This window comes from Pseudoduganella sp. jia 12, assembly GCF_055502675.1.
This window is the reverse complement of sequence record NZ_JBUXKP010000002.1, coordinates 288283-302834: the sequence shown is the minus strand read 5'-3', so window position 1 is coordinate 302834 and position 14552 is coordinate 288283. Positions and strand designations below refer to the sequence as shown.

The window sequence follows — 14552 nt, the reverse complement described above, 5'->3', positions numbered from 1 at the left end:
GATCAGGTCTCCTCCTTGGTCCACTGGTTCCACTTGGGTAATGCAACGTCCACTTCGACTTCGCCAGGCGTTTCCACTTTGTCGCCCACGCGGGAAATCGCATTGCGGGTATCGACCGCGCGGATGACGAACTTGTCGGCGCCACCCATCAGCCGTTCGCGGCACACCTGCCACAGCCGGCCATGCTTGCGGCTTGCCAGCGGGTGGCCGCTGTTGGCAGCGGCGTCCGCTTCCTCGTCCGCAGGCAGTCGAAATACGCGCAGGGTTTCCGTTCCGCTGACGTTCAGCGCCACGCCGAACACGCCATGCTCGAGGTCCGGCGCGATCAGCTCCGTGCTGGCCGGGTCGCCATCGAGGATCATGCTGTGCAGCCGCTCGCGCGCCAGCCGCGCGGCCGTGGTCTCCCAGTCCCCGATGCCGGCCAGTTGTTCGGCCTCTGTGTCAAACTCGGTGGCGATGTCCGCCATCGCGCTCAACACCTGCTTGGGCGCCGTGCCGTCCAGCGTGGCGGCGGCGGCGCGTACCTGGGCCGCCATGGCGGCGATCTGCACCTTCGCCTCGTCCACTGTTGCAGGTGCCGCCAGGACAGCGAACGGGCCCACATTCAGCTCCGCTTCCATACCGGTTCTGGCAAAGTTGGCGGCGGCATTGAATTGAGCGCGCAAGTCCGGCGTGGCCGGCCTGGCGGCACGGATGAACTGCACGTCCTGGCTGCCGTTCTCGGTCACCGGATCGAGCTGGAAGGCAAGCAGGAAGCGCCGCCCGGGCGCGGTGAGCTCCGAGCTGATGGCCGGATTGAGCGCGGCGCCACCCGTGGTGTCTTCGACCACCGCGCCAGCCTTGAACCGGCTGCCGCGGCAGCGCACTACTACCGGGCTGCTGTCGGCTTCTGCGGGCGCAGGGCTGGCAAGCAGGTTGACGGCGGCATCTTCATCCTCGAACGCCTTGCCGGCGCTGCCCATGCCGCGCCGCAGCAGCGTGTAGCGCACATTCGGATCGGGCCACCACGCAATATCAAGGGGGTCCTCGGTGATCCAGCCGCGCGCGCCGGTCTCGGTGAGGTCGGCGTGCGACACCAGGCGCAGGTCCGCCAGCGTGATGCGCAGTTGCGCGTCGGCGCTGCGGCTCAGGACCAGCTGCGGCTTCCAAAGCAAGGCTTCGGCCTGTTCCCGGTATTCGTCCGACCCGGGCATCGCCTGCGGACGCAGTGCGCGGCGCGGCGTCGCATCCTGCACGCTGCCGACCACGCGCGACACCACCAGCCCCGCGCGCGCCACCGCCAGGGCACTCACGCGGTAATGGGCCGGCAACTGGCCGATCCTGATGATTTGCGCCCCCTTCCACAGCGATGGGTAATTGCCAGCCAGCTGGCGCAAGGCCAGCGCATCGACGCCGGTGGGCGTGGTCGGCACCTCGGTCGGGAGCACAGGGTCGCGGTTGGGGTACAGATTGGCCAGATGACGTTCGTGCATGGCGCGATTGATCCGCCCGGGCCAGGCCGGATCGCGGTATTCGCGCACGAACGAGAGTGCCGTGCCATCGGTCTGCAGGCGGGCAAACAGGGGCCGGTTGGAGGCCGCCAGCGCTTCCTCGCCATGCTGGGCCATTACCAGTTGCCATTCGTCTCCCACCAGTTCGGTGCCCAGGATGACCGGCGGCTCGATCCTTTCGGTGCGGGGCGACACCGCCAGTGCGTAGCCGATCGGTACCTTGAACGTGGCCGCCTTGGCGGTGCGCGTGATCAGCCGCTCCGAGATCAGCTGCTCGGTCTCGTCCTGCGAGGCGTAGTAACCGGCGCCCAGCGCCAGGTGCTGGTAGCGCGGCGTCGGGCGCACCGCGTACACGCGGGCATGGGCCCAGCGATCGGCGTGCAGGAACGACAGGTTCACCTGGCCTTCGGCGTCTGCCGCCAGCTGCAGCGGGTTGGCCTTGAGCGGCGCCGCCAGGGCGAACTGCAGCGCCTTCGTCGCGCCCGGCATGGCGCCGTGGTCGAGGAAACGCTGCTGCCAGGGCAGATACGCGGCCAGTACTTCGGCCAGGGCGTTGAAGCCGTTCGGCCACGCGAGGTCGCGCTTGACCCACACCAGATTTGCGCGCAGCGATTCGAACGCAGCCAGCGCGGCCGGCATATCCTCCGTGCGCGGCGTTCCCGCCGGCTGCTCCGGCAGCCCGCTCGTGAGCACTGCCGCCAGTTCCGGGGCAGTGAGGCTTTGGAAACGTTCGAAGGGCGAATCGTGCTCGAGCCCGACCGGCTGGTCCACCGGATGAACGAACGGTGGCTGGTTGTCCTCGAGCGGCGCGCACATGCCAAGCTGGGGAAATTCGTCATTATCCTCAACCAGGGCTTCCAGCTGCGGCAGCGACAGCAATACCTCGCTGGTGGCGCCGCCCGTGCTGGTCCTGACCCGGGCCATCAGCTGTGGCACGGGGCGCGCTCCCGCGTGCCGGTAGTAGAAGCGCAAGGTTGGATCGGCCAGCACGGTCTTGCGCGCCGATTTCGGCCAGGTCAGCACCGGCAGTACGGCCGCCGCCGCGCCAGGGACGACGGTGAGACGCGCGCTGTCCGCCACCCGGATCACTTCGTAGGTCAGCGTCGCATGCGACGGGAAATGCAGTTCGTAGCCGAGCAGGGTGCGGGTGGTGGTCCTGCCGGATTCCGGATCGGTATCGGTACGCAGCCAATGCGGCCACGCGGCAGCCTCCCAGCCCATCGCCAGCAGGCCGTAGGAGCGCACCGGAGCTGGCACCGGCCGCAGCGACAGCTGCAGAATCGCGAGGCCGGCGTCCGCCAGCGCCAGCGCGTCGTGTTCGGTCTCCACGGCGCCTTCGTTGAGCACGGCGTCGAACGGGCCGGCGACGCGGTCGCTCCCGGGGCGCAGCAGCACCTCGGCGAATGGCTGGCCCAGACTGATGCCGTCGTAACACCGCTGGTAGCGCGCCAGCGCGCGGGCGAACACCTGGTTCACATGGCGGTGCAGCCGCACCGGATCGACGAAACTGTCCTCGTTGCGGTCGAACAGCTTGATGGTGGCTGCAAGGCCGAGCTGCTGCAGCGCCGCCCAGCCGTACGGGTCGGTTTCGGCCGTGGTCCCGGCCAGGAAGCCCGCCAGATTGGCCGTTTCGATCAACGGCGCTGGCTGCACCGACACTACGTAGCGGCGATACAGCGCACTGGCGCTGCCGCTCGCGCTGTATTCCAGCTCGCCCAGCACTTCTTCGATCAGCGCGTGCTGCGGGTTGTCGAACGCGAGGTCGATGGTGGTTTGGCCGGTGATCCAGCGCGTGTTGCCGGCGGCCGGCATCGAGCCGGTGACCTCGATCGCAAAAGTCAGGCGCCGGTCTTCGGTCAGCGCCTTCATCAGCTCCGCCAGCCGGGCCGGCGGCACCTGCCAGGCCATGCCGATGAGCGCAGCGCGCACCAACACCGCGCCGAGCGCCGTGTGCTCCGTTTCGTGGCGGATTACGAACAGGTCATTAATCACCTCTTCCTTGAGAGATGCGAAGGGATCGGCTCCGCCTTCGGGGCGGTCGAAAAGCAGGTGCTCGAAACGAAGGCTGGCGGGTGCGGTCACCGCCGCATGCAAGGCGGCCAGGGTGGCTTCGCCCGGGTCCCCGGCATTTTTCGCCACGAAGGGCAGAAAGCGGACCTGAAGCCAGGTCGGCTGGCCATTCTTCATCAGGTCGCTGATGGCGCCTTCCGACGCCGTCGGCAGCAAGCGTACCCGCGGCACGCGCGCGGCGAACGCCAGCGTCGATTCAGCCGCCGAAAGCCAGGGCGCGCGGCGTGGCGCGGAACGCCCGCTGCTCAGCTTCGCGCGATTCTGCAGGCGCCAGGTCTCGCTCGGATAGTGCGCGTGCCAGCCCGGCCAGTCGCGGTTGGTGTCCGGGGTCAGGCGCGCCGTTTCGGCCGACACCCGTTCGATGCGCGCCACGCGCCGGGCGCGGCCCCAGGTGGTGGCGTTGCTGGCGAACAGCGGTGCCTTGGCCGTGTCCAGCGCGGCCAGGTCGTCCAGGTCCAGCTCGTGCAGATCGAAGCCGGCGATGCTGCTGGCATGGGCGCTGTCGATGGTCACGCCAGCGGCGTCGAAATCGGGTGCGGCGTCGAAACCGACTTCCGTGAGGATGCGGCGCTCCGGATCGCGCACTTGCAGGCAGCCGGCCAGCAGGCCCTCGCCGGCGATGTCGGCAAACGGCGCATCGGCCGGCGGCACCCGGAAGCGGGCAAAGCCGGTGCGCACATGGATTTGGTTGGCCTGGTGCGCCGGCATGTCGAGGTGGACCGGCCACTCGAAGGCTTCCGGCCGCATCAGGCCGATTTCCTGGGTGACCTGATCACGCGGTTCGATGCGCACTTCGATGGTCACCGGTACCGGGCGCGATTCGGAGCGCACGTCCACGGCTTCTCCGCCAGGGCCACTGACCGTTTCGATCTGCACCGTGACCAGCGCGAAGCGGGTGGCGATGCGCGCCCCGGTTGCGCCATCACGCCGCCACAGGCTGTCGATGAAATCCTTCGGTCCCGTTTTGTGCAAGGCCTGGGGCGCCAGCATACGGGGCGCAAGCGCAGCGTCGACCCGAGCCAGGCCGGTGGCGCCGGCCAGCATGGCCCAGTGCGGGAAGGTGGCCAGGGTGTCGTGGTCCGGTTCCAGCGGATCGATGAAGGTATCGGCCGGCACCTTGCCGTTGCTGTCGGTGACCACCGCAAACGCCGCCGCATCGATGCGCCAGCGGCGCGCGTCCGCGCTCTGGCCGAAGCTGGAGGCGATGCCGAGCCGCCGCTCGGTAAGGCCGTCGGTGCCGTAATGGCCCGACGGGCTGATGTCTTCGGGGTCCGCGATCAGCTCGTAGTGGCGCGTCACGCCGGTGGTGCGGGCCGCAGCGTCGCGCGCGCCATCCTTCAAGCCCATGACCACCGCCAGGTTGGGGGTGGGCGGCACAGCATCGTCCCACGGCTCGGCGCTGCCCGGCACGCCCATCCCGGTTAGCACGAAGCGCAGCTGGGCTTCGGCCGGACGCAGCGGCGGCGCGGGGCGATACACCGGTACCGAGAACGATTTGGCCAGTCCGGCCGTGCCGGCGCCATCGACCGGCGTGACTGTGTAGGTCAGCTGCAGGCTGGTGCGCTCGCCGAGCCGGTTCGCCCACAGCTTGGCCGCTTCCAGCACCAGCGTTTCGTCGTTCGAGGGCAGCAGGGCGCGCCGCAGGTCGGGCGGCAGTCCCGCCAGGTCGTCGACGAACTGCCAGTCCGAATCGATCAATTGCACTTCTTGCGCGGTTCTCTTGCCGATGGTGGCGGTGGGCTTGACGCGGATGATCTCCGGCGTGAATTCCATGCCCTCGACCGTGCGCAGGATCTCGTAATGATGCAGGTACTGTTCGGGGTCGCTTCTGGCGTCAGAATTCGTGGACTCGGCAGGGTCGCTGCTGGCGCCAGCTCTCATGGACGCGGCAAATTCCGTCTGCAGGTGCCAGTCGAGCTTCACGCCGTCATGCTCGACGGCGAAGCGGTCGCTGGCCAGCACCGGGTCCTGCAGGTCGAACCAGCTCTGCGGTGGATTGAAGACCGTGATCGCGCCCGGGCCTGGGGAGTCGGCTTCAACCTTGGTGATGACCAGTTTTTCCAGCATGGCCAGGTCGTCCCTGGGACCGAAAAAGATCAGGCCAAGGCTGCCCACGCCAGCCACGCCTGCCACGGGCCGCTGGCCATGCTTGGCCAGCGCTTCGAACTGTTCGATGAACATCGCCAGCATGGTGGAGCGGGATTGATGCACTGCTTCGCTGACCGGGTCGGCCCGCTGGTCGGCGGCGCGGGCGCGCTGCGCCATGTCGCGCTGCGAGTTGCGTTCATGTTCGCTGCCGGCCGGCGCCCGCATGCTGCGCTGGTGCACGCGCGCCGCGGGTTCGCTCCATTTGGTCGTGGTGCGGTAGGGCACCCCGGCCGTGTCGCGCTGCCACTGCGTATCGGAGAGGAAGCATTCGTCGAACAGGTGCGCCAGCGTCAATCCTGCATGGCCCTCGACATTGGGAACGCCGTCGTTCCAGGTCGCGCGCGCAGCAATCAAGGCGTTGAAGGCGTTGGGCGGGCCCGGTACGACGGGCTCGAAATTGCCGGTTTCGGCGACCCAGCGCTGCAGTTTGCCAAGGCTGGCCATGATGGCGGCGGCGTCCGCGTCGGTCGTGTCGGCGGGCAGGTTCAGGACATGCGCCGCAGCCGTGTCGTCGCGTACTGGTGAAGCGGCAACGAAGGCGCTCGGCGCGGCATAAAACGCGCTGCTGACCTGGATGCCATCGGCAAACCTGGCTTCAGTCGGCAGCAGCAGCGCGAAGGCCTTGTCGTCGCCGGCCTGCGCCGTGGCCCGGTGCAGAACCAGCCAGAAGTCGGTGGGAAGCTGGGTTGTGTCATTCGAGCGTTTGATGCCTGGCTGCAGGGGCAGGTCCGGGTTTGGCACCCTTTCAGGCGCTTTCGGGGCGACCGCCGCCTCGGCATTTTTGGCATCGGCATCGATGCGGGCGTCGCCGCTGGCGTGCACGGTGGCCGGCGCCGCATCCGGCTCTTCGGACGTGATCGACATGGCCAGGAAGCGCTGGACCCGCGCGCGGGCGTCTTCCAGCTGGCCCTTGCCGGCCTCGAAGCCGACACTGACCGACAGCGTGCAGCCAAAAATCGACAGCGCCACGCGCGCCGCCACGCGGGCCCCCACGCCTTCGGTGGAAAGGGCGATTTCAACGGCGGCGGAAAACTGGAGCGAGACCGAAAAGCCGATCCGCAGGGTGAAACTGGTGAACCCGAGGTCGATTTCCATCCAGGCCCGCACCGACACCGCCAGCGTGGCGTCGAGCGCAATCAGGCCGTAGATCAGCGAACCCTTGAAGCGCCACGACAGGTAGCACAGCACGCGCGCGACCAGGGTGGCGTTCAGGGTAGCCTCGGCACACACGCCGATGGAACCCGCTTCGAGCGAGCCGCCGAACCGGAAGAATGCCTCGGCCTCGACGTTGTAACCCCACAGCAGGCCATCGTCGGCGGCGCGGAAGATCATCCCGCCGCGCACGATCACGCGCATGTTCGGTTCGTCGAACAGGCGCACCACCAGCTGGTTGGGCCAGCCCAGTTCATAGTGGAACAGGCCGGGCTTGATGAACAGCGTGGCCGACCAGTCGACCGATTTCAGGGCGCGCCGCATGGGCGGATCTTCCTGGTCCTTGACCTTGGCCAGCGCCGGCAGGCGATTGCCGATGTATCCCTTGCTGTCGCCGATCATGCGCGCCAGCAGGCGCTGCTGCGGTGCCGAGATGTACAGATAGCCACGCAGGCCGGGATTGGAGCGCAGCTGTTCGTCGTCCTTCAGGTAGTCGACGTAGTTGGTGCCAACCCAGCCGCGCAAGCCCATGAACAGCGTAAAGTCGGAGCGGATCGCAGCCACGATGTCGAAGAAGAAGGGATTCTGAGCCGCTTCTTCCTGCTCCTCGTTCCACTGCTTGGCCGCCGGGTAGACCTGGATCGCGCCTTTCAAGGCCAGCGTCACGCGATCGCCTTCCGGCTCCGGTTTCCAGGCCGAGAATTTGTGCAGGTCGCCCTGGCGCCTGGAGACGTCATCCAGGGCGCTGATCAGTTTCGGGATCGACGTGGCCTTGTCGGCGGCGCTGATGGCGTCCAGCGTGTAGCGAAAGCCCATGCCGAAACCGGCTTCGCGCAGGTAGAAATTCCACACCACGGTGGGAATTTCGATGGCCAGCTTCTTCTTCTCGGCGAAGAAGTAGAAGCACTTGCGGCGCTCGCCCGGCTGGTCCTTGCGTTCCAGTTCCAGGAAACCGAGGCTGGCGCCCATCGAGCCCCAGCCCGGAATGTCGAATTCGCCGTGCCCGAGAAAGCCGTAAGTCTTGAATTCGGGCGGTGCCAGTTCGGCCCCTTCGACCGTCTTGGTATCGGGATCGACCGCGATCACGGTGCCGCGCACCCGGATCGAGCCTTTCATGTTCAGGTCGATGCCAAGGCCGTCGGCCTTCACGCGCGGCAGCGACTCGCCTTTGGCCGGTGGCGCGATCCACAGGCCGTGGAAGTCGATCGAGGGCTGCATCACGTCGCCCATTTCCACGAACTTGATTTGGCCGGAGATGTTCACCGCGGGCGAGCCGTCGAATTTGGGCGAAGCGGGATGGTAGCCGAAGCCGCGCAGCTCGAATGTGAACAGATTGAATAGGTTGAACGACTTCTTCGGGTTGAGCGTCTTCTGGAACGAGATGTGGCGCGCCAGCACGCTGGGGTCGGCCGACAGAGGCGTGCGTTCCAGGTTGATTTCAACGCCGTCCAGGTATTGCAGCAGGCCGCTTTCGAATTCGCCCGGTTTCGGCGTGAAGCGCAGCGAGCCGGTGACCATGTAGAAGAAGTGGTAGCCGCCGTCGTTGACGAAGCCGATATCGAGGTTGGTGATGGTGAGCGTGAAACGTGATGCATGGCACACGACGGGATCGTTCTTTTTGTCGAGTTCGACCTTGCCCGACTGGAGCACGATGCCTTTTCCCGCTTCGTCGCCGAAGGTGAGCGCGATCGTGCAATCGGCTGCGCCGATCAGGTCGGGCGGCAGCGAGCCGCGCCCGGCGATCATGGCGCTGACCAGTTTGCCGCCCTTGATTTCAAGCGCGCCGGCGGTAAAGCGGAACGGCACGTTGATGCCGTTCAGGCGTACCGGATCGTCCTTGACCCTGGCTACCAGGTCGAGCCCGCCGGGGCCGATCTTGAAGGTGGTGACTTCGAACACCACACCTTTGCCGTCGCCGGACAGGGCATCGAAGCGCAGCTCCATGCGCGCCACTTTGCTGTTGAGTTCGAAGTAACTCTGGCCGCCCGAAAAGCCGAGCTTGAACATTGGCACCTTGGCATTGGCCAGGCGCGCCTCCTTGTCGGTTTGCTCGATCACCCACAGCATGCCCAGCGCTTTTTCCTCGACTCGCTGCGATTCGATGGTGAATTCGTCGCTGCCTTCCAGCGTCAGCTCCAGCGTATCGAGCGATATCTGCGCCTTGAGCATCAGGCTCGTTTCCAGGCCTGCCGCCTTCAGACCGAGTTCGAGTTCGACGCCCGCGGCCCGGTTTTCCAGCTTGCCAAATGGCCTGGTGCCCTTGACCCAGATAACGTTCGCCAGCGACCCTTGCAGCTTTTCCAGGAAGGATGGCGCTTCGGTCCCGATGGGCGGCGCTTCGCTCCTGTCGCCGGGCTCGCCCATGCCGAGCAGCGGCAGGATGCGGTCTTTCTCGAATTTGACGTCGACGGTGAATAGCGTGTCGTCGATCGGTTTGAGCAGGAACGGCCCGTCGATGCTGCGCAGCTGGACCGGGCTGCCGGGGATGGCCATCGGCGTCGCGTCGCCCACCAGCTGCTGGAAGAATACAGGCTGGCCGCGCTGGATCCCGGCCAATACCACCATGGCGGAAGCCGCCCCGGTGTTGTTGACACGGTTCAGGATCAGGCTTAGTAGCGGCGCCTGTTCCTTGTTGCGTGCGCCCGGCTCGGATGCGCTGCCGTCGGTGTCGCGCACGGCGGTGCTGACGGCAGGCTGGGCGAGCCACAGGTCGGTGGACAGGGTCGCCACGGTCAGGTTTTCCTGGCCCGGATCGGCGTCGCAGCTGAGCACCAGGTAGGCACCCGGCTGGTTGACGAAATCGAGCAGCAGACCCGGTTTCCAGTAAGCGGGAATGGCCACGTGCAAGCCAAGCAGCTTCATGTCGACGGCCGGCAGCGCGGTGTCGGCGCGCATGGTGACCAGGATCTGGCGCAGCTCGAACGGGTGGGTGGCAATGCGCAGTTCGACCGAGAGCGCGCCGGTGCGGGCCGACAGCTGGGACAATTGCTTGAGCAGGGCACCCACCAGTTCAGAGATTGCCGCCAAACCAGCCTGCAGCAGGTCGCCCGCTGCCGCCAGGGCGCCGGCAATCTGGTCGCCGATGAACAGCGCCGCGCGCCCGGCCGCGAGCGCGATCTTGCCCAGGATGTCCAGCAGTTGGCTCACCTGGCTGGCGGTCAGCCTGGCAAAATCGAGCAGCACTTTCATGACCGAGGCGCCGGCCCGGAGCATGACGCCGGCGGCGTTGGCCACCAGGACGAGCGAGAAGGGCGCTTCCAGGCGCAGTTCCACCAGCTGGGCGCCGGATGGGTCGAGATCGATGACGCCCGAAAACGTCAGCGCAGCGCCGGGATCGTCGTATACGCGCAGGGTCAGGTGGGAAAAGCGCACGCGCGCCTGCACCGTGGTGCCGTTGCCCAGCACCACGCTGGGCTGCACCGTCAAGCTGCGCCAGCTTACTTCCAGCGGACCGAAGCGGCGCGGGCCGGGGATGATGATGACAGGCAGGTCCGGCTTCGCGGACACGGCACCCTCGATCACGGCGCCATCGGACAGGGATGCCAGCCGGATTGCGGTGATGCTGATCGCTGCCGGCAGGGCGTCGATGGTAACTGCGGCGTCGAGGACTGCGAGCTTGCTTTTGACGTTGGCCCAGTCGTTGTTCTCATCGAAATCGTGCTGCACCAGCGCCCACTCGAGGCTGGCGCCGTTCGCGCGCAGGGCCAGGCGCGCAAAGGCCGGGCTGGGCGCTGCCGCATAGGTAAACTCGATGCTGGCCTGCTGGCCGAGGCGTTCGAAGACGCCGGCCGCGCCCTCCATGGTACCGGCCAGGGCCAGGTTGAAGCCCTTCAGTTGCAGATCGAACGACGGCAATTCGAAGTCGGGCAGGCTGATGTTCAAGTCGTCTGCATCGAGCCGCAGGCGGGCTGGCGCGTTCGCCGCCAGGACGATTACCAGTGATAGCGCCCGCTCGATGGGGCCGACCTGGAGCCGGGCGAAGACCGACAAGTCCGCACTCAGGGCCAGTGCGGGACCGGCGGCGTCGGTAAAGTCCCACAATGCCACGCGCGCATGCGCAGCAGCGAAAGCGGTCCCACTGCCGAACACCATCGGGACTTTCAGGAAGGCGGCGCCTTGCGCTTCGATGTCGATCGAGAGCAGGCGGCGCTGGGCTTCCTGCAGCAGTGCCAGCGCGCGCTGCCGCTGCGCCTGGGCGGCCGTACCCAGCGCGTTGCGCAAGTCATCGGTCGAGCGCAGCGTGCCATCCGGATTGAAGGCCCAGCCTGGAAGCTCGATGGGTCTGGAAAAAGTGAGACTGCAGTGGGTCGGCGTGCCAGGCTGATAAGCCGCGTCGGCTGGCCCCACCACGCTGGTGACGATAAGTTTTACGCCAGAGCCGATATCGCCCAGCGTGCCGTCACGCGTGCCGATCAGGAAAAAATGCGAGCCATCGGGCAAGCTTGCAATCGAAGTTTTGCAAAAATCGGACAAGGCAGTCTCCTGAAGTGCCGCAGGCGGCGGCAGCAAGGTGGAACACGGAGTACGCGGGACGGGCGCGCGCCTGCCACGACGGGCCTGGCGGCACCAGCGGCAAGAAAAAGTCGCGTGCGGTTACTAGGGGAGGGGAATCAGGGTGGGGACGGCAGCGGCGTGCGCGGCATGCCTCGAAGGCTCAGCACAGGCGTCACTTGAATTGCGGCCGCGATTGGCTTGCGAAGGACGAGGTACTGGTTCATGATTTTTCCGTGGAAAATGTCGATGAGCGCTGCGTTGTTTTTTCAGTATCATCGCAATAAATTTCCCCGTCAATGCGTATATAAATATAAATCATTATTCGAAAAATATTGTCGCGGCGCGGACTTTCGGGGCATGCTTGGCGATGCAATCGTCAACCCACGATAGGAGGGCATCATGGCAGACTGGATGTATCACCAGAGTACGGGCGACCTGTTCTACAACAGCGTCGTCGTCAGCCCGGTGGAACGCGGCTACTCCGGCTACGGCAACCTGAAGAACGATCCGGACATGCAGGGCGTGTCCGACCTCGGTCCCATTCCGCGCGGCGAATACACGATCGGCGAGTTCGCCGACATCCACGGCGGGTCCACCACCAATGCTGTGCCGCTGACCCCGGCGCCGGGCAATGAGATGTTCGGGCGCAGCGGCTTCTTCGTCCATGGCTTCAACAATGCCAACCCGGGCGGCGCTTCGCAAGGCTGCATCATCATGACGCTGCCCACGCGCCAGAAGATGGTCGATTCACGGCCATCCAAGCTGGTGGTAGTGCGTGGGCCATAATCTCGGCCGGCTTAAAGGCGCTGCGCCCGAAGAGGGTTCGCCGAGGTCCGTGGAAAAGTCGCTACAATAAAGTCATGAAAGCGATTCTTTTGGTAATCCTGACAATCTGTCTCTGCACGAGTGCTGTCGCTGGACAGCGCGTGCCGCATGACTGCTGTCCGGATCAGCATTGTTCGCTGCAGTGTATCGACATGGGCTGTGCCCCTGGCGCGCTGGCGACTGCGCCGCCGCCAGCGCTTGTCAGTTGGCGGGAAATCACAGCCAGCCTGGAACAATTTTTCGATGTCGGCCCCGCATTGCCGTCGCCTTACCGGACCATCTGGGTTCCTCCTGATTGAAGCGAAACGATATCCATCCGCTATCTTTCAAATTCAAAAGGAATTCAACCATGAAATCGAAACTCATCAAAATCTCTATCGCCGCTGGCCTGCTGGCCGCGTCTGCCGGCGCCTTCGCTGCTGCAAATGGCTGCTGCGGTAGCATCGAATGCTGCCTCAAGATGCTGGCTTCCTGCTGCTGATTCTGGGCAGCGCTAGTTAGAAGAGAAGGGCGGCCTTGGCCGCCCTTCGTCAATCTGAACACACCTTCCTCCTGCGATTACTCGATGCGATTCCTCGACGAAAACATTCCTTTGACGCCGCAGCAGTACGAGCTCGCGGTCAAGGGATTTTGGATGGTAGCGGACTTGGCCTCCAAGGATATGCCTCGGCACGCCTTGAGTCTATCCGGGCACCGGAAGTCTATCCAGGCACCGGACGGATCCTGCATTTTCGATGTCACGGTCCGGTTCGGTGCGCTCGGCGCTGATTTCTTTGTTGTGGTCGAGTGCAAGCAAGAACGGCGCAAAGTCGAGCGTCAGGACGTTCAGATCCTGCACGCAAAGCTGGTATCGACCGGGGCACAAAAAGCGATGCTGTTCTCAATCGCCGGATTCCAGTCCGGCGCAATGGAATATGCAGCGTCTCATGGCATAGCGCTTGTTCAGCTGCCGAACGGCAGCTCTACATGGTTCACGGAGCGCTTCGGGCCGCCGGTCGCGGCACCGTCAATCCTAAAGATCACTTAGGACTGATGGGCACGGCCATAGCTGAGCCTCGAGTTCAGGCGAATTCAGGGAATTACATCGGCCTGGACTTGCAAAGCAGCGGTTTTGGAAGCCCCGATACGATTGCCTGAAATGACCCGATACATTTCCTTGAGTGCGCTGAAGCTGCTCGAAACAGACAGAAGATCGCGCCCGCAGCCCGGATCCATAACTTCGCATAATCTATATTATGTCAAATACGATCTGCGCATCCATGGAAGGCGCTCCCCTTGTCGAGATAGTACGCATTGCAAGAATGAACCGTCGTCGATTGCTGGCAGCGCCGAGCCGATGACAATCTGCTGGTGCCGGACCACGTGTGAGCCAATCGCACGTGTCCGAACGAAATCGCTCAGTGCGGATGTCCCGGAATGATTTCAGCATCCTGCTACGCCAATCACTGTGGCTCAAGGGCCCAGAGTTCGATCTCGACGGTTGGGCAGCGCGCCTGCATCATGTCCACGTACTCCTTGATCTTCTCGCGGACATTCCACAGCAAATCGGCGCGGCTCACGGCGCGGTAAAGTCCGGCTGCGGGATCGAGATAGTCGCCACCGCTCTGGGTCACCTTGAAACCGACGATGTGGCCGCCCATGCCGAATGGTGAAAGCCCGACGCTGAAATACATCGACGGCGCCGGCCGGCAGGTCATTATGACGTCGAGGAGATCGAGGGCCGTGGCTGGCGTCGCGGTGCCAAGGGATGTTTGATCGAGTCCGGCTTCGCTTACCGGATCGGTCCATCCCAGTCGATAACCGGCGTGCGCGATACCCAATGCCAGAGCACGCGGCAACTGGTCCCGGGCGTTGACCTGGGCGCGGTGGTCCGCCTTTACCCAGTTGGCCAGCATCGTGTAACACGCGCCGGTGATATGGATCACCTCACCGGTGGCGGTTCGGCGCAAGGAGCCTCTCGGATTATCGGCACGGGGGTCGAGATCGAACAGGAGTGTCACAAGGTCCTCCAATGGTCATCTATGCTAGAGGGTCATCTATGCTAGAGGGTCATCTACGCTAGAGGCAGGTCATCGCTGTTCCGGCTGGCGCACCCGGAGCCGCCACGGCATTTCGCGGCCTGCGTCCAGTATGCGCCCACGCTCGCCACGGCGCCACCCGAAGGCGGAAACAGTCCCGGCGTCACGCACCGTATCGCAGTTCCTCCTCATGAAAAAATGGCTTCCGCCCTTCTCCTCCGCTGATTGTCGTGGGGGGCAAGGGGAGTGCGAGCCTGGCCCACAACTCGCCCGATTCTTAAATTTTAACTCGACAATATATACTGTAATGTCGAGTTGAATTCCAGCTCATCGCACACGGTTGCACCAGCGCACC

General features: G+C 65.0%; 5 protein-coding genes. 3 read left to right on the top strand and 2 right to left on the bottom strand.

The features are described from left to right. Window positions 1-2: 2 nt before the first annotated feature. Window positions 3-11333: a hypothetical protein gene (locus ACY65G_RS04440; protein ID WP_464996145.1), complete on the bottom strand. Its 11331-nt coding sequence runs from the start codon at window positions 11331-11333 to the stop codon at window positions 3-5. Window positions 11334-11753: 420 nt separating this feature from the next. Between ACY65G_RS04440 and ACY65G_RS04435 the strand changes: the two genes are divergently transcribed. The 3 genes from ACY65G_RS04435 (at window position 11754) to ACY65G_RS04425 (ending at window position 13206) form a co-directional block, all read left to right on the top strand. Then, a complete protein-coding gene (locus ACY65G_RS04435) occupies window positions 11754-12140 on the top strand; it encodes a tlde1 domain-containing protein (RefSeq protein WP_464996144.1) in 387 nt (128 codons plus the stop codon). Window positions 12141-12528: 388 nt separating this feature from the next. After that, window positions 12529-12660, top strand: coding sequence for a hypothetical protein (locus tag ACY65G_RS04430; protein WP_259772479.1), 132 nt, complete (start codon window positions 12529-12531; stop codon window positions 12658-12660). 84 nt (window positions 12661-12744) lie between these two features. Beyond that, window positions 12745-13206, top strand: a complete 462-nt coding sequence (locus ACY65G_RS04425) for a restriction endonuclease (RefSeq protein WP_464996143.1) — start codon at window positions 12745-12747, stop codon at window positions 13204-13206. A gap of 415 nt (window positions 13207-13621) precedes the next feature. Here ACY65G_RS04425 and ACY65G_RS04420 read toward each other — a convergent pair whose 3' ends face one another. Further along, window positions 13622-14179: a hypothetical protein gene (locus tag ACY65G_RS04420; RefSeq protein ID WP_464996142.1), complete on the bottom strand. Its 558-nt coding sequence runs from the start codon at window positions 14177-14179 to the stop codon at window positions 13622-13624. Window positions 14180-14552 lie beyond the last annotated feature (373 nt).

Bases quoted from the DNA above. Each gene is read 5' to 3' on its own strand.
- ACY65G_RS04425 (WP_464996143.1), top strand. From the start codon at position 12,745: ATGCGATTCCTCGACGAAAACATTCCTTTGACGCCGCAGCAGTACGAG.
- ACY65G_RS04435 (WP_464996144.1), top strand. From the start codon at position 11,754: ATGGCAGACTGGATGTATCACCAGAGTACGGGCGACCTGTTCTACAAC.
- ACY65G_RS04430 (WP_259772479.1), top strand. From the start codon at position 12,529: ATGAAATCGAAACTCATCAAAATCTCTATCGCCGCTGGCCTGCTGGCC.